Source organism: Streptomyces sp. 2323.1, from assembly GCF_900221035.1.
Lineage (GTDB): Bacteria > Actinomycetota > Actinomycetes > Streptomycetales > Streptomycetaceae > Streptomyces > Streptomyces sioyaensis.
Window position 1 is genome coordinate 4,801,406 of the sequence record NZ_LT907981.1, and the last position, 20,571, is coordinate 4,821,976.

Below are 20,571 nucleotides of genomic sequence, written 5' to 3' on the forward strand. Positions count from 1 at the left end.
TCTGTTGTTTCGCCTTCGGCGTGTGTGCCTGGCGGCGCTGCGTACGTTTTCGGCTGCGGTGCCGTTTCGCTTTTCGCCTTTGGCGGGGTGGGGTGTTTGGGCGGGGGCCGCTGGGTGTGTGTGGTGGGTGGCGGTGGTGGGCCTCCGGGGCCTGTGTTGTGGACTGCTTCGCTTTACGTCCTCAACACAGGCCCCTCCGGCCCACCACCTCCTGCTCGTTGGCGTCCCCCGCCCGGTGGGGGATCTGTCAAAGACCAGAGGCTCGGCCGGAGTACGACGCGGCCGAGCTTCTGGTTTTTCGTTTTTTTCTGCACCCCCACCGGGGTGGGGCCCCACAACTACGGGAGGGGGTAGGGGCGGAGGGGTGTGTTGTCGGACGTAAAGCGAAGCAGTCCGACAACACACCCCGGAGCCCCTGCCCCCGCCACCCACCACCCACCACCCACGGGCCGGGGCCCCACCCCACAACCAACCTCGCTCCCGCCGAAGGCGGGGAAAAACTCACAGAAGCAACACGGCGGGAAACCCGACAACGTGGGAAGCGCCGCTCAACGCGCAGACGTGCGGTGGAACACGAGAAGATCCCCCGTGCCGCCGAGCAGCACATACGTGGAGCGGGGGTGGCGGGCCATGGCCTCCTTCAGCATCTGCCGCGGTGTGCGGTCAGCATGCAGTTGGACGGCGACGTAATCGGGCGACAGCCCGCCCGTATCGCCGGTCCAGAAGACCCGGGTGCGCCCGGTCAGGCGGCTCAGCGGCCGGATGTCGGACTCCACGGTCGCACCGTCGGGTATGCGGTCCAGCAGCTTCTCGGCGGCGAGGGCGGCCGGCGGGGTGCGGTAGGTCGCCGCCTCGGTGAGGCGGCTCAGCGGCAGGGTGGTGGTCAGCGCGAGGGCCGTGGCCAGTACGGCGGCCGGCAGATGGTGGGCGTAGGAGCGCAGCCAGGGGCGGGCGGAGACCCGGATCCGCGGGAGCGCGTCGATCAGCGCGAGGAAGACCACCGGCATCAGCACGGCGTTGTAGTGCCAGTCGATGCCCCAGTAGTGCGGCTCGTGGGACAGGAAGCGCCAGCCCAGGGTGGGCAGCGCGACCAGCAGAAGAGGGGAGCGCAGCGCGAGCAGGCCCGTGGTGGGCAGCAGGACCCACAGGGTGGTGCGGACGGCGGTGACGAGGGGTATCGCGGCGCCACCGCCCTCGGCCCCGAACTTGCTCCAGTAGTCGTAGGAGCCGGAGCCGTTGAAGCCGGGTATCAGCACGCCGAGGGTGACGGCGGTGGCACTGAGGCCGAAGGCGACCAGCCCGATGGCCAGCGGGCTGGCCCGGCGGGTACGTATCAGGGCGAGCGCACCGATGGTGGCCGCGGTCACCCCGAGGTCCTCCTTGACCAGCACCAGCGGCGCGGCCCAGCACACCACCGCGGTCCACCGCCCGCGCAGCACCGCTTCGAGCGCGAAGGCGATCAGCGGCAGCGCGAAGGCGATCTCGTGGAAGTCGAAGTCGACGGCCTTCTGCACACCCCACGACAGCCCGTACGCGATGCCGATGGCCAGGCCGGTGAGGCGGCCCAGGGAGCGTGCCGCGGCGCGGGTGACGGGCAGCACCGACAGCGCGAACAGCGCGGCCTGCGCGATCAGCAGGGTCAGCGACGACGGGAACAGCCGGTAGAGGGGGGCGAGCAGAATCAGTACGGGACTGAAGTGGTCACCGAGGATGTTGGTGCCCGGCCCCTTGAGGTCCACGATCGGGGCCCCGAAGTGGGCGTAGCCCCGTATCGCCTGCTCGAATATGCCCAGGTCCCAGGAGGACGTGGACAGGGTGCGGAAGTGCCAGCACGCCAGCACCGTATAGGCGAGGAAGAAGAACCCGGCGGTCCAGTACGGGTCGAGACGTGGGACGCGGAGGGGAGCGGTCCGCTCGCGCAGTCGGTGGGCGGTGTGCCGCAGCCGGTCGCGTACCGCCGCCGGTGCGCCGTCGCCCGCGACCGACGGGCCGTCCGGCGCGGCCGCCCGCTGCGGTGGTACGACACCGGTACCGGCGCCGGCTCCCGGAACGCGTCCGGGGGCCTCCCCAGCCGTTGCTGCGGCCGTGTTCATCCGGAACCTCACTCTCCCCCAGCTCGAAAAGATACTCGAACCAACGCCCTGCCCTGCCCGGCCCGACCCGGCGGCCACTGCGCCGCGCGCTGGCCGATGACAGTGATTCAGACGTGGGGTGGTGCGGGTCCGTTCCCGGAGGGGGCTGTTCCCGGACGGGGTGGGCTCGGGCCGCGGGGTGGCGGGTCGGTGTCGGATTCCCCGGCCCGCGGCGCAGTGGTTTCGGTGCGGATCTCGGCGGAGAAACCCACCCCGTCCCAGATCGTTGCCCGAAGCAGTGGCCCAGGCCACGCCGACTCCATAGCATCGATCCACCAAGGTCGAGACTCCGTCGCACGATCTGCCGGGAGGCCATGTGTTCCGCCGTAGGACAGCGCTCTCCGTATCCGCCACCGCCGCACTGCTGGCCGTGGCTCCGCTGCTCGCCGCCTGTGGCGGTACTGCACATCCGGGTGCCGCGGCCATCGTGGACGGGAAGCGGATCACCGTCTCGCAGTTGCAGGCGAAGGTGAAGGACGTGCGCGCCGCCCAGGCCGAGTCCCCGCAGGGCAGCCAGCTCGTCATGAGCACCGGCCGGCTGAGCCTGGCCACCCTCAACGGCATGATCTTCGACGAGGTGCTGGCACGCAGCGCGAAGGACGCCGGGGTGACGGTCAGCCGCGCCGACGTCCAGCGGTGGCGGAGCGACGCCGAGCGGCAGGCCGGCGGTGCCGAGCGGCTGCAGGCGATGTGGCTCCAGCAGGGCATCGCGCCCGACGAGATCGACACCATGGTCCGTAACCAGCTGCTGCTCGACGGCGTCGCCCAGCACCTCGGCGCGGACCGCGGCAAGCCGCAGGGCCAGCAGAAGCTCGCCCGGGCGCTGGCCAAGACCTCCCGCTCCATGGGGATCGACGTCAATCCGCGGTTCGGCAAGTGGGACGACCAGCAGGTCATCCTCGGCGAGACCAAGGAACCGTGGATCACCCCGGCGTCCGCCAAGGAACAGGTCTGACCGGGGGGTGTACGGCCGGGGCCTGCGGCGGAGGCCAGGTCCTGCCGCCGGGCGGGGCCGGGCGTTGTCGGTGGGGTGCGTTACGTTCGAGGCGTGAACGCTGACGCCTCCGCCGCCGAGACCGGCGCCGACACCCGCCCCGAGGGCACCGGCCGCCTGGTCCTGCTCACCACCAGCCACCGGGTCGCCCCCGGGCTGCTGTCCTGGCCCGCTTGGCAGATTCTGCGCGCGGCCGAGCGGGTGCTGTGCGCCGATGCCGGCCATCCGCAGCTGCCCTATCTGCGCGAGGCCGGCATCGAGGTGGAGACCGCCTCCCTCACCGCCCGCGAGCTGGTCGATTACTGCGTCCCCGAGGCGCGCACCGCCGTCGTGCTGACCTCCGCGGACGGCGAGAGCGCGCTGACCGACGGCCTGGCCCGGCTGGCCGGTTCCGGCCGCGAGACGATGCCGGACCTGGAGCTGCTGCCCGGCTCCTACGACCTGCCCGGCGCCCGTCTCCTCGATCTCGTCCAGGTCATGGACCGGATCCGCGCCGAGTGCCCGTGGAGCAGCATCCGTACGCACCAGGACCTCGCCAAGTACGGCCTGGAGGAGGCGTACGAGATGGTCGAGGCCATCGAGTCGGGCGACCGGGTGGAGCTGCGCGAGGAGCTGGGGGACGTGCTCCTCCAGGTCGTCTTCCATGCCCGGATCGCCCAGGACGACCCGGACGAGCCGTTCTCCGTCGACGATGTGGCGGGGACCATTGTGGAGAAGCTGATCCATCGGCATCCCCATGTATTCGGGGAGGAGGACGCGGAGACGCCGGCGGACGTCAAGGCGCACTGGATGCGGAAGAAGGCCGAGGAGAAGCAGCGGGAGTCGGTGACCGAGGGCATTCCGCTGGCCCAGCCCGGTCTCGCGCTGGCGGCGAAGCTCGCCTCGCGGGCGCGGGCGGCGGGGCTCGATGTCGCAGTGCCGTCCGTCCAGGGCATCGGCTATGAGCTGCTGGCGATGGCGATACGGGCCGAGGCGGACGGGGTCGACCCCGAGGCGGCACTGCGGGCGGCCGCCCGGGCCTACCGGGATGCGGTGCTGGCCGCGGAGGGCGGCGCCGCGTGAGGACCGTCAGCCGGCGCTGAGGCGAGGGGCGCGGCGCCGGCTCAGCAGGTCCGCGGCCCAGACCAGCACGGTCGCCGCCGCCAGCGCCGCCCCCAGGACGCACACCCCGCCCCAGCCCCCGCTGCTCCAGACCACCGAGGTCAGCGCCGAGCCCGCCGCGCCGCCGACGAAGTAGCTCGTCATGTAGGCGGAGTTGAGGCGGTTCCGCGCCTCGGGGCGGACCGCGTAGACCAGGTTCTGGTTGCTGATGTGCACCGCCTGGGCGGCCAGGTCCAGCACGATCACCCCGGCCAGCAGCGCCGCCAGCGACCAGCCGCCGCCCGCTCCGCCGGCCGCCAGCAGGCCCCAGGACCCCAGCAGCAGAAGCGCCCCGGCGCCGCTGACGTGGTGCACCAGACCGCGGTCCGCCAGCCGCCCGGCGGCCGACGCGGACAGCGAACCGGCCGCACCCACCAGCCCCAGCAGCCCGATGGCCGACTCCTGCCAGCCGTACGACGGACCGGACATCAAGAACGCCAGCGCCGTCCACAGCACGCTGAACCCGGCGAAGGTCAGTGCACCGAGCGCCGCCCGCCGGCGCAGCACCGGCTCCTGGGCGAACAGCGCCAGCGTGGAGCGGAGCAGCGCCGGGTAGCGCAGCCCGGCCGGGGTGCGCAGGGTGGGCAGCTTGAGCCGCAGCAGCACCGCCATCAGCAGCATCAGCGCGGCATTGACCCAGTACACGGTGCGCCAGCCGCCCACGTCGGCCAGCAGCCCGGCGGCCGTACGGGCCAGCAGGATGCCCAGCAGCAGTCCGGTCATCACGGTGCCGACGGTCCGGCCGCGTTCGGCGGGGGCCGCGAGGGTCGCCGCGTAGGGCACCACGACCTGGGCAGCGACCGAACTCAGCCCGGTCAGCGCGGTACCGGTCAGCAGCAGGGCGGCGTTCGGGGCGCTCGCCGTGACGGTGAGGAAGACGGCGGTGGCCGCGGTCAGGGCGACGGCCAGCCGGCGCCGCTCCAGCAGATCTCCGAGCGGCACGAGCAGCAGCAGCCCGAGCCCGTAGCCGACCTGGGCGACGGTCACCACCAGCGCGGCGGTGGACGCGGACAGCTGCAGATCGCGGCCGATGACGTCCAGCAGCGGCTGGGCGAAGTAGTTGCCGGCGACGGACAGACCGGTGGCGACCGACATCAGCAGCAGGGTGCCGCGCCCCAGTCCCGGTCCGGTCGCCGCGGTATCCCCGGCGACCGGCTCTTTTGTGTGCGTGGTCTTCACGACCTGACCTCCCCTGTACTGCCCGCCGCCACTGCGGCGGCGGACACCCTCCACCGTGCGGGACGAAAATCAATGAGTCCAACACATTGTTTGCATTGGATCCATCGTGAAAAGAGATGGATGTCGCTAGGGCCTGTCCGGTGGATCAGGGCCGGAAGGGCCGCGGCGTCTGGTGTGGTGCATCGCAAGGCGCCGGAGCGTCCTCATAGCGGAGCTATGCGGACGGTTCGGCAACGCCGCGAGGTGCCGCGCCTGGGGGCACCTCCCAGCGGTAGCTGGGGGAGCGTCGCGGCCCCGGCCCTGATCCACCGGACAGGCCCTAGGGTCGGTGGGTGTGGAGCTGCAACAGATGCGGTACGTGGTGGCGGTGGCCGAGACCGGCGGGTTCACCCGCGCCGCCGGGCGCTGCCATGTGGTGCAGTCGGCGCTCAGTCATCAGATCGGCCGGCTGGAGAAGGAGCTCGGCGCCCGGCTCTTCGAGCGGACCAGCCGCAGTGTCCGGCTGACCGCGGCCGGTGAGGCCTTCCTCCCGGTCGCCCGGCAGGCGCTAGAGGCGGCCGAGCGGGCCCGCGCCGAGGTCGCGGCGGCCATCGGTGAGGTGCGCGGCCGGCTGGCGGTGGGGGCGATCTCGACCGTCTCGGCCGTCGATCTCGCCCGGGCGCTGGGCGACTTCCGTACCCGCTATCCCCAGGTGCAGATCCGTCTGCAGATGGAGATGACCGAATCCCTGGTGGAGAAGGTGCGCGACGGTGCGCTGGACGTCGCCTTCATCGGGATGGTGCCCAGTGCGCGCAATCCCGGTGTAGGGGAGAAGGAGCTGATGCGGACCGAGCTGGTCGCGGTGGTGCCACCGGGGCATCCGCTGGCCGGGCGGGAGTGGACCACGCTGGCGCGGGTGGCGCGGGAGACCTTCGTCGACTTCACGGCGGGGTCGGCCGCGCGCCGGCAGCGCGACGACGCGTTCCGTGCGGCGGGGCTGGACTCCGAGGTGGCGTACGAGGTGACCACGGTCGAGTTCCTGGCGAAGCTGGTGCGGGCCGGTCTGGGCATCGGCATGGTGCCGGAGACCATCGCCGCCGGCCTGCCCGGGCTGCACGCCGTACGGGTCCGGCCGGCGCCCGAGCGGACCGAGCGGGTGGTGTGGAGCGCCCGGGGGCCGTCGCCGGCGGCGCTGGCGTTCCTGTCGGCAGTGGGGGTGGATCCGACGTAGCAGACGAGCTGTGGGGCCCGGGTCCGTGCGCGGGCGCGCCGTGCTGCGCCCACCGGTTACGGTCGGAAGGTGCCCCACCAGTCCCGTCAGTCCCACGAGTCCCGCCAGCCGCAGGTCACCGCCGCCGGCGCCCCCGCCGGCTGCCCCTCCGCAGCAGCCGCCGAGTCCGCTGCCGAGGCCGTCCCCGAGGCCGCCCCCGCGACCGTCCCCGAGCTGTTCACCTGGGAGTTCGCCGCCGATCCGTACCCGGCGTACGCCTGGCTGCGGGAGCATGCGCCGGTGCACCGGACCCGGCTGCCCAGCGGTGTCGAGGCCTGGCTGGTGACCCGCTACACCGAGGCGCGGCAGGCGCTCGCCGACGGCCGGCTGTCCAAGAACCCGGTCCACCACAGCGAGTCCGCGCACGGCAAGGGCAAGGTCGGCATCCCGGGGGAGCGCAGCGCCAACCTGATGACGCACCTGCTCAACATCGACCCCCCGGACCACACCCGGCTGCGCCGGCTGGTCTCCAAGGCGTTCACCCCGCGCCGGGTCGCCGCCTTCGCCCCGCGGGTCCAGGAGCTGACCGACCGGCTCATCGACAGCTTCGCCGGGCGCGGCGAGGCCGATCTGATCCATGAGTTCGCGTTCCCGCTGCCCATCTACGCGATCTGCGATCTGCTGGGCGTCCCGCCCGAGGACCAGGACGACTTCCGCGACTGGGCGGGCATGATGATCCGGCACGGCCAGGGGCCGCGCGGCGGCGTCGCCCGTTCCGTGAAGAAGATGCGCGGCTATCTCGCCGAGCTGATCCACCGTAAGCGCGAGACCCTCGGGGCCACCGCCGAGCCCGACGAGGACCTGATCTCCGCTTTGATCCGCGCCTCCGACCACGGCGAGCACCTCACCGAGAACGAGGTCGCCGCGATGGCCTTCATCCTGCTGTTCGCCGGTTTTGAGACGACCGTGAACCTGATCGGCAACGGCACGTACCAGCTGCTGCGGCACCCCGCCCAGCGCGAGCTGCTGCAGAAGTCGCTCGCGGCGGGCGACATGGACCTGCTCGGCACCGGCATCGAGGAACTGCTCCGCTACGACGGCCCCGTGGAGCTGGCGACCTGGCGGTTCGCGACCGAGGAGCTGACGCTGGGCGGGGAGCGGATCGCCGCGGGCGACCCGGTCCTGGTGGTGCTGGCCGCCGCCGACCGCGACCCGGCGCGCTTCGACGAGCCGGACGTCCTCGACCTGACCCGGCGGGACAACCAGCATCTGGGATACGGGCACGGCATCCACTACTGCCTGGGCGCGCCGCTCGCCCGGCTCGAAGGACAGACCGCCCTCGCCACGCTGCTGACCCGCCTCCCGGACCTCCGGCTGGCCGCGGAACCGGACGAGCTGCGCTGGCGCGGCGGGCTCATCATGCGCGGACTGCGGTCGCTGCCGGTGGAGTTCCCACCCGAACGCCGCTGACCAGCGGCAAGGCCATATTTGACAGCGCGTCAGCCGCGTGACCATTGCGTGATCTGCGCTACACCGACTTGTGACTACCCGTGACCCCGGCTACCTTTCGACCGACGATCGACGGGCTTCATTCGATCGGCCGAAGCGGGGGAGCGGTGAACCGGTGTAACGGTGCTGCCCTGCCCGCCCCGGCCGGAAGTCCGTCGGACAACTCGTCCGACAACTCCACCGCGCGAAAGGCATCCGCATGCGTTCCGGGACCGGCCGACACCGTCGCCCCCGTCAGGCACCGGCCATCTTTGTCACCGCGGGAGTGACCGGCGCCGGCATCGCCCTGCCGCTGCTCGGCGCGAGCGGCGCCCACGCCGCCGACACCACGACCTGGGACAAGGTCGCCCAGTGCGAGAGCGGCGGGGTGTGGAGCGCGGCCTCGGGCAACGGCTACTACGGCGGCCTCCAGCTGACCCAGGAGATGTGGGACAACTACGGCGGCTCGGCCTACGCCTCGCGCCCCGACCTCGCCAGCCGCGCCCAGCAGATCGCGGTGGCCGAGTCGATCCTCGACCACCGCGGTCCGGACGTCTGGACCAGCTGCGCGGCGAGCGCCGGGCTGACCCAGGACGGCCGTGCGCCGGAGGTCAACCCCGGCAGCACCAGCACCCCGGAGCCCGCCCCGTCCGACGGCGGGGACTCCCCGGACCCCTGGGACCAGCCCGGATCCTCCGGCATGCACGACGGCTCGGACTCCACGGGCACGCAGGACGAGCCGGGCGACGACACGGACAGCCGGCCGTCCGACGAGCCGACCCCGTCGCCCGACGCCCCGGACACCGACCGCAGCGGCGACCCGTCCGGCAAGCCCGACCCGTCCGGCGCCGCGACGCCCGGCGACCGGCAGGAGGACCCCTCGCCGTCCGCCGACCCGTCCGACGCCGGCAGCCGTCCGGACACCTCCGGCACGCCGCAGGAGACGCCCGCACCGGGCCGGCACCGCGGCGATGCGGACAACGAAGCAGGTCAGGGCGGTCAGGACAGTCAGGGCGACGAGGACGGCGGCCGGGCCTCCGGCGGCCGGCACGCCTCGCGCGGCGGCGACGCGCACCGTACGGGCCCGGCGGCCGACGGCGACTACACCGTGCGGCCCGGTGACAGCCTGTCAGCCATCGCCACGGCCCACCGGCTGCCCGGCGGCTGGGGCGCGCTCTACGACCGCAACGAGGGCGTCATCGGCTCCGACGCGGACCTGATCCAGCCCGGCCAGGTGCTCGATCTCGGGCAGAACGCAGGCTAGTTCGCCCCCCTTCGCCCCCTTTGGTGAAAGTGAGACAAGGGTCTCGTTGACCTCAGGGGGCGAAGAACCGTCCGCCCCCGCCGCACCGCGTCCCACCTGCGGAGATGTGCCCCACTCGTGATCGAAATCGGTCAACTTGGTTCAGATGGTGGGGTTTGAACACCAAGGGGGTTGCTGCTTAACGTCAGGACCGCTCGCCAAAGCGGGCCCTCCGGTCACACGCCGAATCCTGCCGGTGATCGGGGGCAGTTGACGCGCAAGCGCCGTAGGCAGGAGCGGGGGAACCAAGGTAAGTGCCGGCCCCGCCCGCGAAAGCGGGCGACCGGCTTGGGGTGAAGACGGATGCGCCAGCGCATCCGGCCGGGCAACTCACAGCCCGAACCCGACAGCTCACCTCGTAGGCGCCGGTGAGGAAACGAACGAACCATGCTGATCAACAAAGGCAAGCACAGTCGTCCCTCCAAGGCCGTCCGCGTCGCCACCCTCGCCGGTATCGCCGGCGCTGCCGTGGCCGTCCCGCTGATGGGCGCCACCTCCGCCTCCGCCGCCTCCGTCAGCACCTGGGACAAGGTCGCCCAGTGCGAGTCCGGCGGCAACTGGTCGATCAACACCGGTAACGGCTACTACGGTGGCCTGCAGTTCTCCAACTCCAGCTGGGCCGCCGCCGGCGGTACCCAGTACGCGCCGCGTGCCGACCTGGCCTCCAAGAGCCAGCAGATCGCCGCCGCCGAGAAGCTCCTCGCCATCCAGGGCCCGGGCGCCTGGAGCTGCGCCGGTGCCGGCAACCTGACCGCCGGCGGCCCCGCCGCGAACGTCGACACCTCCGGCTCCTCGGCGCAGACCAAGTCCGCCCCGCAGCAGGACACCAAGACCGAGGCCAAGAAGGCCCCGGTCGCGCCCGAGAAGCGTGCCTCGCGCTCCACCGAGCGCAAGTCCATGGGCCACGGCAACTACACCGTCAAGGCGGGCGACACCCTCGCCAAGATCGCCAAGGCTCACGGCACCAGCTGGAAGTCGGTCTACGAGGCCAACAAGTCGGTCATCGGCGGCAACCCGAACCTGATCCTCCCGGGCCAGAAGCTCAACGTCTGAGCCACCTCCTCACCGGGACTCCGGCAGGCCCGAGCGGCGGGCCCGCTTCCTCGGTGAGACAGCCCCGCCCGGCGCGCCCTTCCCCCCAGCGCGCCGCGGCGGGGTTTCTCACACCCCGGGTCGCACCCGGGTGAGATCCGCTGCGGCCGCACGCCGGTGACCGGCTGCGATCCACTCCTTGTCCCGGTTGGCGAACAAGGGCCCAAAGGTCCCGTGAACAGGGCCTTTGGGCTCTTCATTCGGCAATTCCGTCCCACGGAGCGGGCCAAGGGCAGGCGGACGCGCCCGGGGCCGTTAGGCTCATGCAGCAGAACGCCAGACACCCACGAAGGAGACAACGTGCCGTCGATCGACGTCGTCGTAGCCCGCGAAATTCTCGACTCGCGAGGTAATCCCACGGTCGAGGTCGAGGTCGGCCTCGACGACGGCAGCACCGGCCGTGCCGCCGTGCCGTCCGGCGCCTCCACCGGTGCCTTCGAGGCCATCGAGCTTCGTGACGGTGACCCGAACCGCTACCTCGGCAAGGGTGTGGAGAAGGCCGTCCTGGCCGTCATCGAGCAGATCGGCCCGGAGCTCGTCGGCTACGACGCGACCGAGCAGCGGCTGATCGACCAGGCGATGTTCGACCTGGACGCCACCGACAACAAGGGCTCGCTCGGCGCCAACGCCATCCTGGGCGTCTCCCTCGCCGTCGCGCACGCCGCCTCCGAGGCCAGCGACCTCCCGCTGTTCCGCTACCTGGGCGGCCCGAACGCGCACGTCCTGCCCGTCCCGATGATGAACATCCTCAACGGCGGGTCGCACGCCGACTCCAACGTGGACATCCAGGAGTTCATGATCGCCCCGATCGGCGCGGAGTCCTTCTCCGAGGCGCTGCGCTGGGGCGCCGAGGTCTACCACACCCTCAAGAAGGTCCTGAAGGAGCGCGGGCTGTCCACCGGCCTCGGTGACGAGGGCGGCTTCGCCCCCAACCTGGGCTCCAACCGCGAGGCCCTCGACCTCATCCTGGAGGCCATCAAGCAGGCCGGTTACGCCCCCGGCCAGGACATCGCGCTCGCGCTGGACGTCGCCGCCTCCGAGTTCTACAAGGACGGCAAGTACCAGTTCGAGGGCAAGGACCGCTCGGCCGCCGAGATGACCGAGTACTACGAGGAGCTGGTGGCGGCCTACCCGCTGGTCTCCATCGAGGACCCGCTGTTCGAGGACGACTGGGCCGGCTGGAAGGTCATCACCGACAAGCTCGGCGCCAAGGTGCAGCTGGTCGGCGACGACCTGTTCGTCACCAACCCCGAGCGCCTCGCCCGCGGCATCGAGGAGGGCTCCGCCAACGCGCTGCTGGTGAAGGTCAACCAGATCGGCTCGCTGACCGAGACCCTGGACGCCGTCGAGCTGGCCCAGCGCAACGGCTTCAAGTGCATGATGTCGCACCGCTCCGGTGAGACCGAGGACGTCACCATCGCCGACCTCGCCGTCGCCACCAACTGCGGCCAGATCAAGACCGGCGCCCCGGCCCGCTCCGAGCGCGTCGCCAAGTACAACCAGCTGCTGCGCATCGAGGAGATCCTCGACGACGCCGCGGTCTACGCCGGCCGCTCCGCCTTCCCGCGGTTCCGTCACGGCAGCTGACCTACGGCGGCCCGCCGCCCCGGCCCACCGGGGCGGCAAGGGCTGAACGGGCGAGACAACCGCCCAGCACCCCGTACGTCCCCGGCGACGGTCCCGTACCGTTGCCGGGGACGCGTCTGCTTCAGCAGTCAGGCGTCCGTCAGTGAAGGGGAGACGACGTGCCCGCGGACCGGTTCTCGACCGCGACCCGACTCAAGGCGCTCGGCGAGCAGGCCGCCGCCCGCGTCTACCGCGCCCGCCCGCCCCGCCGCAACCGCCTCACCGGCCGCGCCGCCCTGCTGGCCCTGGTGATGTGCTCGCTGGTCGTCGCGCTCGCCTATCCGATAAGGCAGTACGTCTCCCAGCGCTCCGACATCGCCGACCAGCGCCGCAAGGCCCAGGACGCCGGCGCCGCCCTGGAGCGGCTGCGCGAGCAGAAGGCCCGCTGGCAGGACCCGGAGTTCGTACGCCAGCAGGCCCGCCGCCACCTTCACTACGTCATGCCGGGCGAGACCGGATACCTCGTCCAGGACGGCTCCGGCACCGGCTCCGCCCCGAAGGGGCCGCAGGCCGCCCGGCCCCCCTGGTACGACAATCTCTGGGACGCCGTCGACTCGGCCGACAAGCGGTAGGGCTAGGGGGTGTCTCTCCGATCTCCGTGGGCCTGCGACGCTCCCCCAGCTAACGCTGGGAGGTGCCCCCAGGCACCGCACTCCCCCAGCTAACGCTGGGGGTGCCCCCACGCTGCGTTGTCACATCACCACGGACACCCAGTCCGCAGGAGATGCTCCGCCTTGCGATGCACGGCACCAGACGCCGCAGGCTGATCCACGGAGATCGGAGAGACACCCCCTAGGCCCGTACCGCCGGCGGGCGCCGGCCCGTACTGTCGGACGCAGGACGGCCCGCCCGCCCCTGCTCACCACTCACCTCACCGAAAGCGCACATGGACACCCCCCCGCCCCAGACCGAGCCCACCGAGCCCACCGCCGCGGACATCGCCGCCTTCAAGCAGCAGCTCGGGCGCCCGCCCCGCGGGCTGCGCGCCATCGCGCACCGCTGCCCCTGCGGCCAGCCGGATGTCGTCGAGACGGCGCCGCGCCTGGAGGACGGCACGCCCTTCCCCACGCTCTACTACCTCACCTGCCCGCGCGCGGCCTCCGCGATCGGCACGCTGGAGGCCAACGGCGTGATGAAGGAGATGTCCGAGCGGCTGGCGACCGACCCGGAGCTTGCCGCCGCCTACCGGGCGGCCCACGAGGACTACATCCGGCGGCGGGACGAGATCGAGGTGCTCCAGGGCTTCCCGAGCGCCGGCGGAATGCCCGACCGGGTCAAGTGCCTGCACGTCCTCGTCGGCCACTCGCTGGCCGCCGGACCGGGCGTCAACCCGCTCGGTGACGAGGCCCTCGCGATGCTCCCGGAGTGGTGGCGGAAGGGGCCGTGCGTGACCCCCTGCCAGGACACCTCCGACGACCGGAACACCCCCGAAGCCCAGGACGCTCCCGAAGGAGACGCCACGTGAAGCGGGTCGCCGCCATCGACTGCGGTACGAACTCCATCCGGCTGCTGGTCGCGGACGCCGACCCAGCGACCGGTGAGCTGAAGGACCTCGACCGCCGGATGCAGATCGTCCGGCTGGGCCAGGGCGTGGACCGCACCGGACGGCTGGCGCCCGAGGCGCTGGAGCGCACCTTCGCGGCCTGCCGGGAGTACGCCGCGGTGATCAAGGGCCTGGGCGCCGAGCAGGTCCGCTTCGTGGCGACCTCCGCGTCCCGGGACGCGGAGAACCGCGAGGACTTCGTCCGCGGTGTCGTGGACATCCTGGGCGTGGAGCCCGAGGTGATCACGGGTGACCAGGAGGCGGAGTTCTCCTACACCGGTGCCACCAAGGAGCTGACCGGCATCGAATCTGCAGGCGCGGAGCGCCTTCCGGGGGAGGGCGGTGGCGGGCGACGGGTGGGCCTCGCCCAGCCCTTCCTCGTCGTCGACATCGGCGGCGGCTCGACCGAGTTCGTCCTCGGCGACGGCTCCGTCCGCGCCGCCCGCTCGGTCGACGTCGGCTGCGTACGGATGACCGAGCGGCATCTGGTGCACGAGGGCGAGATCAGCGACCCGCCGACCGCCGGGCAGATCAGCGCCATAAAGGCCGATGTCGCCGCGGCGCTGGACCGCGCCGAGGAGACCGTCCCGCTGCGCGAGGCCGCCACCCTCGTGGGCCTGGCCGGCTCCGTGACCACGGTCGCCGCGATCGCGCTGGGCCTGGAGAGTTACGACTCCGAGGCCATTCACCACTCCCGGCTCTCCCTGGCGCAGGTCCGCGAGATCACCGGCCGGCTGCTGTCCTCCACCCATGCCGAGCGCGCGGCCATCCCGGTCATGCACCCGGGCCGGGTCGATGTGATCGCCGCGGGCGCTCTCGTACTGCTGTCGATCATGGAGCGCATGGGCGCCGAGGAGGTCGTCGTCAGCGAGCACGACATCCTGGACGGCATCGCCTGGAGCATCGCCGGCTAGCCGGCGCGGGGTGCGGCAGAGGCCGGGCAACGGCCTCTGCCGAGGAGCCCTTTGAGCGGGCAGGATGCCCGTCTGAGCGCGCTTTCGGCGCCTCCGGAAGGCTTCGAGAAGGGGTCCGCGGAGAAAGTTCGTGAAATCCTTCACATGAAAAAACCGCTCCTTGGACGAAGAATCTGATCGTCCGGCCCGCATTCGAAGGTCCTGGGCGCTCTCGACCCGGAGAATGCGCGGCTCCCGGGGAGTTGGCGGCGTCCGCCCGGAGGCTGTGGTCCAGTCGCCCGGCGGCCCACAATCCCTGATCAACAGGGGTCTCCAACGCCTCGTGTGACAGGGTGGTTCCATCTTGGACTATGGCGTCGGTCACGAAGCCGGCGGAGTGTAGCAGACGCCCCCCAGGTGCTTGTGAAGGGGCTCACGAGCGACCCCCCATGTGGGGGTGGATACTCGATTGCATGAGCACCACGGAGCGTCCCAGGATCCTCGTTGTAGGCGGTGGGTACGTAGGCCTGTACGCGGCACGTCGCATCCTCAAGAAGATGCGGTACGGCGAGGCGACCGTCACGGTCGTCGACCCGCGCTCGTACATGACGTACCAGCCCTTCCTCCCTGAAGCTGCAGCCGGCAGCATCTCCCCCCGCCATGTCGTGGTGCCGCTACGACGTGTGCTCCCCAAGGCGGAGGTCCTCACCGGCCGGGTCACCACCATCGATCAGGACCGCAAGGTCGCCACCGTCGCCCCGCTCGTCGGCGAGGCGTACGAGCTGCCCTTCGACTACCTGGTCATCGCGATGGGCGCGGTCTCCCGTACCTTCCCGATCCCCGGCCTGGCCGAGAACGGCATCGGGATGAAGGGCGTGGAAGAGGCCATCGGCCTGCGCAACCACGTGCTGGAGCAGCTGGACAAGGCCGACTCCACGACCGATGAAGAGGTCCGCCGCAAGGCGCTGACCTTCGTCTTCGTCGGCGGTGGCTTCGCGGGTGCGGAGACCGTGGGCGAGGTCGAGGACATGGCCCGTGACGCCGCGAAGTACTACAACAACGTGAAGCGCGAGGACATGCGCTTCCTGCTGGTCGACGTCGCCGACAAGATCCTCCCCGAGGTCGGTCCCAAGCTCGGTGCGTACGGCAAGGAGCACCTGGAGAGCCGCGGGGTCGAGGTCTACCTCAAGACCGGCATGGACTCCTGCGTCGACGGCCATGTGAAGCTCAACAACGGCCTTGAGGTCGACTCCAACACCATCGTGTGGACCGCGGGCGTCAAGCCGAACCCGGCGCTGTCCCGCTTCGGTCTGCCGCTCGGCCCGCGTGGCCACGTCGACACCGCCGCCACCCTCCAGGTGCAGGGCACCGACTACATCTGGGCCGCCGGCGACAACGCCCAGGTCCCGGACCTGGTCGGGCGCAAGAACGGCAACGAGAACGCCTGGTGCCCGCCGAACGCGCAGCACGCGCTGCGGCAGTCCAAGGTCCTCGGCGACAACGTGGTGTCCGGGATGCGCGGCTTCCCGCAGAAGGAATACAGCCACGCCAACAAGGGTGCGGTCGCTGGTCTGGGCCTGCACAAGGGCGTCGCGATGATCGTCATGGGCAAGATGAAGATCAAGCTCAAGGGCCGTCTCGCCTGGTACATGCACCGCGCTTACCACGGCATGGCGATGCCGACGTTCAACCGCAAGATCCGGGTCTTCGCCGACTGGACGCTGGCCATGTTCCTCAAGCGTGAGGTCGTCTCGCTCGGCGCCATGGAGAACCCCCGCGAGGAGTTCTACGAGGCGGCCAAGCCGGCCCCCGCGCCGGCTGCCGCGGCCGACGCCGACAAGCCGAAGGCCAAGGCTTCCTGAAACCCCGGTCGGGTACTCCGACCAGCCCGAAGGGCGTCCGCCATCCGTGGGGCGGGCGCCCTTTGGCGTGTCCGCTCTGGCGGAAGACGGGCAGTTTGCGGTTCTCTTACGTGCGAACGGGACTAACTGGGCGCTTCATTGGCGTTTACGTGGTGGGTGAAACTTTTTTGCCCGACTCGTCAACACGGAGGTGTGCGACATGGCCGACGCCGCTGGACGGCTCACCAAGCTCGCCGAGGAGGTACTGGGAGCGCCGCTGCCGGTGCGCATCCGCGCCTGGGACCGCAGCGAGTCCGGCCCGCCGGGGGCACCCACGCTCGTCATCCGCCATCGCCGCGCGCTGCGCCGGATGCTGTTCCGGCCGGGCGAGCTGGGCCTGGCCCGCGCCTGGGTGGCCGGCGACCTCGACATCGAGGGCGATCTCTACGCCGCGCTCGATCTGCTCGCCGGACTGATCTGGGAGCGCCCCGGCAGCCCCGGACCGCAGCGCGCCGCCGTGCTGCGCGCCCTGGCCCGCCCGGAGATCCGCGCCGCCGCCCGGCAGGCGCTGGCGCTGGCCGGCGCCCCGGTTCCGCCGGCCCCGCCCGCGGAAGAGGTCAGACGGCGCCGCGGGCCGCTGCACACCCTGCGGCGCGACAAGGAGGCCATCAGCCACCACTACGACGTCGGCAACGACTTCTACGCGCTGGTGCTGGGCCCGTCCATGGTCTACTCCTGCGCGTACTGGGGGACCGCCGACGAGGGCGTCGCCACCCTGGAGGACGCCCAGCGCGCCAAGCTCGACCTGATCTGCCGCAAGCTCGGTCTCCAGGAGGGCATGCGGCTGCTGGACGTGGGCTGCGGCTGGGGCTCGATGGTGCTGCACGCGGTCCGCGAGTACGGCGTACGGGCGGTCGGCATCACCCTCTCCGAGGAGCAGGCCACCTTCGCCCGCAAGCGCGTCGCCGAGGCCGGGCTGGCCGACCGGATCGAGATCCGGGTGCAGGACTACCGCGAGGTCCACGACGAGCCGTTCGACGCGATCTCCTCGGTCGGGATGGCCGAGCACGTCGGCCGGACGCAGTACGCGGAGTACGCCGGGGCGCTGTACTCCCTGCTCAAGCCCGGCGGGCGGCTGCTCAACCACCAGATCGCCCGGCGGCCGGTCGCGGACGAGGAGGCCTACCACGTCGATGAGTTCATCGACCGCTACGTCTTCCCGGACGGCGAACTGGCGCCGCTCGGCCGGACCGTCGGCCAGCTGGAGGAGGCCGGGTTCGAGGTGCGGGACGTGGAGGCGATCCGGGAGCACTATGCGCGGACGCTGCGGCAGTGGGTGGTCAACCTGGAGCAGCACTGGGAGCAGGCGGCGCGGCTCACGTCACCGGGGCGGGCCCGGGTCTGGCGGCTCTACATGGCGGCCTCGGCCCTGTCGTTCGAGCGGAACCGCATAGGAGTCAATCAGGTGCTGGCGGTGAAGACGCCGGAGGGCGGCGACTCCGGCCTGCCGCTGCGGACGCGCACCTGGTCCGCCTGACGCGCGGTGTGCCGGGCCCGGCCGGGCCCGGCACACCGGCACCGGCTACTCGGCCTTGATCGCGGCCAGCATGTTGAGCCGGGCCGCCCGCCGCGCCGGCCACAGCGCGGCGAGGACGCCGACGACCGCGGCCAGCCCGAGGAAGATGCCCATCCGGCCCCAGGGCAGCACCAGTTCGTACGTCGCCAGCGAGCCGCTGATCAGCTCACCGGCCGCCCAGCCGAAGAACACGCCCAGGCCGATGCCGAGCACGCCGCCGAAGAGGGAGATCACCAGCGACTCCAGGCGCACCATGCGCTTGATGCCGCGGCGGTCCAGGCCGATGGCGCGCAGCATGCCGATCTCCTGCGAGCGCTCGAAGACCGACATCGCCAGGGTGTTGATGACACCGAGCACCGCGACGATCACGGCCATGGCCAGCAGCCCGTAGAGCATGTTCAGCATCAGGCTGAACATCTTGGCGATCTCTTCGGAGATGTCCTTCTTGTCGGAGACGGAGATCGCCGGGTTCTTGCCGAGCCCCTTGACCAGAGATTCCTTGGCGGCGTCGGTGGCGCCGTCCTTCGTCTTGACCATCACCTGCCGGTCGGTGACCTGCTGCTGATGCGGGGCGAGGGTGGCGGTGTCCACGATGATGCCGTTGATCATCTGGTTGCCCTGGTAGACGCCCGAGACGGTCAGCGTGCTCTTCTTGCCGTCCTCGAACGTCACCGGGAAGCGGGAACCGGGCTGCCAGCCCTTCTCCTTGGCGGTGGAATCGTCCACGACCACCCGGCCGCCGTGCAGGTCGCCGAGCGCGCCCTTGGTGAAGTCGAGCCGGGTGAGCTTGCCGAAGTCCTTGCCGTTGACGCCGGTCAGCGACTCGGGGGTGCCGTCGATCCGGGACGGGGACATGCGCAGCGGGCTGACGGCGGTGACCTCGTCCAGGCCGCCGAGCTTCTTCGCGACGTCCGGGGAGAGCGGGGTGTTGCCGGCCATGGAGACGACGTAGTCGGCCGTGAGCGAGTCGGTGGCCATCTTGTCGATGCTCTTCTGCACGCTGCCCGCGATCACCGTCAGGCCGGTGATCAGCGTCAGCCCGACCATCAGCGCGGAGGCCGTGGCGGCCGTACGGCGCGGATTGCGCACCGCGTTCTGCCGGGCGAGGCCGCCGGAGATCCCGAAGGCCCGCAGGACGGGCGCGGCCAGCGCGATCAGCGGCCGGGACAGCAGCGGCGTCAGGATGAACACACCGATCAGCAGGAGGACCGCGCCCGCGCTCATCATGGTCTTGCCGTCGGACATGCCGGTGGCGACCATCACCCCGGCGGCACCGGCGCCCGCGAACAGCGCACCGATGGTGTTCCGTACCACCAGCGACTTGGTGGTGGCGGTGGCGTGCACGCTGTTCATCGCGGCGACCGGCGGAATCCTGGCGGCGCGGCGGCCCGGCAGCCAGGCAGCCAGGACGGTGACGACGATGCCGACGAGGAGCGAGGCCAGGACGGTGGACGGCGAGATCACCAGGGGGCCGTCGGGGACGGTCGCACCGGTGCTGCTCATCAATTCCCGCAGTCCGGCGCCGATCCCGATACCGGCGGCCAGGCCGGTGACCGCGGCGATCGCGCCGACGACGAACGCCTCGATCAGCACCGAGCGGGTGACCTGGCGGCGGCTGGCGCCGACCGCGCGCAGCAGCGCCAGCTCCTTGGTGCGCTGGGCGACCAGCATGGTGAAGGTGTTGGCGATGATGAACACGCCGACGAAGAGCGCGATGCCGGCGAAGACGAGCAGGGCGGTCTTCATGCCGTCCATGCTCTTGGCGATCGTCTTGGCCTGGTCGTCGGCGAGCTGCTTGCCGGTGGTGGCCTCGGCGGCGCCCTTGGGCAGGACCTTGTCGACCGCGGACTTCAGGGCGGTCTGCGAGGTGCCCGGCGCGGCCTTGACGTCGATCTCGCTGAAGCCGCCCGGCATGCCGAAGAGCTTCTGGGCGGTCGGGGTGTCGAACAGCGCGAGGCTGCCGCCGGCCGCGACCCTCCCGTCGTCGGTGGTGAAGATGCCGGTCAGCTTCTGCTCGCGGACCGGCCCGTCGACGGAGAGCCGGACGGTGTCGCCGACCTTGTAGCCGGCCTTGTCCGCGGTGTGGGCGTCCAGCGCGAACTGGTCCGGACCCTTGGGGGCGGCACCGCTGCGCATCGGGTAGCGGGCGTCCTTGCCGTCCTTGCCGGGGAAGTAGTTGCCGCCCGTGGTCGCGAAGCCGCTGCCGAGCAGCTCGCCCTTCTTGTCGGCGATGGCGGTGAAGCCGGAGACCGTGCCGGTGGCGGATGCGGCGCCGGGCACGTGGGCGGCCTTGTCGAGCAGCTTCTGGTCGAGCTTCGGCTCCGCGCCGGGGGCGCCGCGCGGGCTGTCGGAGGACTTCGGGTGGACGGCGACGTCGACGTTGTCGTAGCCCTTTTGCGAGCTGGCCTGGTACGCGTCGGAGATGGTCGAGGTGAAGACCAGGGTGCCGGAGACGAAGGCCACGCCGAGCATTACGGCGAGGACGGTCATCAGCAGCCGGGCCTTGTGCGCAAGCACGTTGCGCAAGGCGGTACGGAACATGGGGGTCAGTCCTGGAGGAGAGGTCCGGAGGTCA

Annotated in this window: 15 protein-coding genes and 1 riboswitch; of the genes, 12 read left to right on the plus strand and 3 right to left on the minus strand. The window is 71.4% G+C overall.

What is annotated here, in order from left to right; all coding sequences use genetic code 11:
* Positions 1–548 precede the first annotated feature (548 nt).
* Complete coding sequence (locus CPH93_RS20695) at positions 549–2,093, minus strand: DUF2079 domain-containing protein (RefSeq protein ID WP_096213686.1); 1,545 nt, start codon at positions 2,091–2,093, stop codon at positions 549–551.
* A gap of 355 nt (positions 2,094–2,448) precedes the next feature.
* Between CPH93_RS20695 and CPH93_RS20700 the strand changes: the two genes are divergently transcribed.
* On the plus strand, positions 2,449–3,087 hold the full coding sequence (locus CPH93_RS20700) for a SurA N-terminal domain-containing protein (protein WP_093483594.1): 639 nt from the start codon (positions 2,449–2,451) through the stop codon (positions 3,085–3,087).
* 93 nt (positions 3,088–3,180) lie between these two features.
* Positions 3,181–4,188 carry a nucleoside triphosphate pyrophosphohydrolase gene (locus tag CPH93_RS20705; protein WP_096213687.1) on the plus strand — a complete coding sequence of 336 codons (1,008 nt, stop codon included), beginning with the start codon at positions 3,181–3,183 and terminating at the stop codon, positions 4,186–4,188.
* Positions 4,189–4,194: 6 nt separating this feature from the next.
* Here the strand turns inward: CPH93_RS20705 and CPH93_RS20710 are convergent, their stop codons facing one another.
* Entirely contained in the window at positions 4,195–5,445 is a 1,251-nt protein-coding gene (locus CPH93_RS20710) for an MFS transporter (protein WP_096213688.1), read from the minus strand.
* A 334-nt stretch (positions 5,446–5,779) separates the two neighbouring features.
* Between CPH93_RS20710 and CPH93_RS20720 the strand changes: the two genes are divergently transcribed.
* From CPH93_RS20720 to CPH93_RS20765, 10 genes are all read left to right on the plus strand, one after another.
* The gene (locus CPH93_RS20720; RefSeq protein ID WP_096213689.1) at positions 5,780–6,655 is read left to right on the plus strand and encodes a LysR family transcriptional regulator; all 876 of its coding nucleotides are present in this window, start codon (positions 5,780–5,782) and stop codon (positions 6,653–6,655) included.
* 69 nt (positions 6,656–6,724) lie between these two features.
* Positions 6,725–8,104 carry a cytochrome P450 family protein gene (locus tag CPH93_RS20725; RefSeq protein ID WP_096213690.1) on the plus strand — a complete coding sequence of 460 codons (1,380 nt, stop codon included), beginning with the start codon at positions 6,725–6,727 and terminating at the stop codon, positions 8,102–8,104.
* A 238-nt stretch (positions 8,105–8,342) separates the two neighbouring features.
* The gene (locus CPH93_RS20730; RefSeq protein ID WP_096213691.1) at positions 8,343–9,386 is read left to right on the plus strand and encodes a transglycosylase family protein; all 1,044 of its coding nucleotides are present in this window, start codon (positions 8,343–8,345) and stop codon (positions 9,384–9,386) included.
* 251 nt (positions 9,387–9,637) lie between these two features.
* Positions 9,638–9,805, plus strand: a riboswitch (cyclic di-AMP (ydaO/yuaA leader).
* Between the two features lie 7 nt (positions 9,806–9,812).
* The gene (locus CPH93_RS20735; RefSeq protein WP_096213692.1) at positions 9,813–10,478 is read left to right on the plus strand and encodes a LysM peptidoglycan-binding domain-containing protein; all 666 of its coding nucleotides are present in this window, start codon (positions 9,813–9,815) and stop codon (positions 10,476–10,478) included.
* Positions 10,479–10,817: 339 nt separating this feature from the next.
* The gene (eno, locus tag CPH93_RS20740; protein WP_093483588.1) at positions 10,818–12,104 is read left to right on the plus strand and encodes a phosphopyruvate hydratase; all 1,287 of its coding nucleotides are present in this window, start codon (positions 10,818–10,820) and stop codon (positions 12,102–12,104) included.
* A gap of 158 nt (positions 12,105–12,262) precedes the next feature.
* Positions 12,263–12,715: an FtsB family cell division protein gene (locus tag CPH93_RS20745; protein WP_096213693.1), complete on the plus strand. Its 453-nt coding sequence runs from the start codon at positions 12,263–12,265 to the stop codon at positions 12,713–12,715.
* 314 nt (positions 12,716–13,029) lie between these two features.
* On the plus strand, positions 13,030–13,608 hold the full coding sequence (locus CPH93_RS20750; RefSeq protein ID WP_093483586.1) for a DUF501 domain-containing protein: 579 nt from the start codon (positions 13,030–13,032) through the stop codon (positions 13,606–13,608).
* Entirely contained in the window at positions 13,605–14,600 is a 996-nt protein-coding gene (locus tag CPH93_RS20755) for a Ppx/GppA phosphatase family protein (RefSeq protein WP_096213694.1), read from the plus strand. The genes CPH93_RS20750 and CPH93_RS20755 overlap by 4 nt, the downstream gene beginning before the upstream one ends.
* A 452-nt stretch (positions 14,601–15,052) precedes the next feature.
* Complete coding sequence (locus CPH93_RS20760) at positions 15,053–16,441, plus strand: NAD(P)/FAD-dependent oxidoreductase (RefSeq protein WP_078568722.1); 1,389 nt, start codon at positions 15,053–15,055, stop codon at positions 16,439–16,441.
* 199 nt (positions 16,442–16,640) lie between these two features.
* Entirely contained in the window at positions 16,641–17,957 is a 1,317-nt protein-coding gene (locus tag CPH93_RS20765; RefSeq protein ID WP_093483584.1) for an SAM-dependent methyltransferase, read from the plus strand.
* Between the two features lie 45 nt (positions 17,958–18,002).
* Here CPH93_RS20765 and CPH93_RS20770 read toward each other — a convergent pair whose 3' ends face one another.
* Entirely contained in the window at positions 18,003–20,537 is a 2,535-nt protein-coding gene (locus CPH93_RS20770; RefSeq protein WP_096213695.1) for an ABC transporter permease, read from the minus strand.
* Positions 20,538–20,571 lie beyond the last annotated feature (34 nt).

Excerpts from the sequence above, each read along its gene's own strand:
- CPH93_RS20750 (WP_093483586.1), top strand. The coding sequence starts at position 13,030 with ATGGACACCCCCCCGCCCCAGACCGAGCCCACCGAGCCCACCGCCGCG.
- CPH93_RS20770 (WP_096213695.1), bottom strand. The coding sequence starts at position 20,537 with ATGTTCCGTACCGCCTTGCGCAACGTGCTTGCGCACAAGGCCCGGCTG.
- CPH93_RS20695 (WP_096213686.1), bottom strand. The coding sequence starts at position 2,093 with ATGAACACGGCCGCAGCAACGGCTGGGGAGGCCCCCGGACGCGTTCCG.
- CPH93_RS20735 (WP_096213692.1), top strand. The coding sequence starts at position 9,813 with ATGCTGATCAACAAAGGCAAGCACAGTCGTCCCTCCAAGGCCGTCCGC.
- CPH93_RS20765 (WP_093483584.1), top strand. The coding sequence starts at position 16,641 with ATGGCCGACGCCGCTGGACGGCTCACCAAGCTCGCCGAGGAGGTACTG.
- CPH93_RS20730 (WP_096213691.1), top strand. The coding sequence starts at position 8,343 with ATGCGTTCCGGGACCGGCCGACACCGTCGCCCCCGTCAGGCACCGGCC.
- CPH93_RS20760 (WP_078568722.1), top strand. The coding sequence starts at position 15,053 with ATGAGCACCACGGAGCGTCCCAGGATCCTCGTTGTAGGCGGTGGGTAC.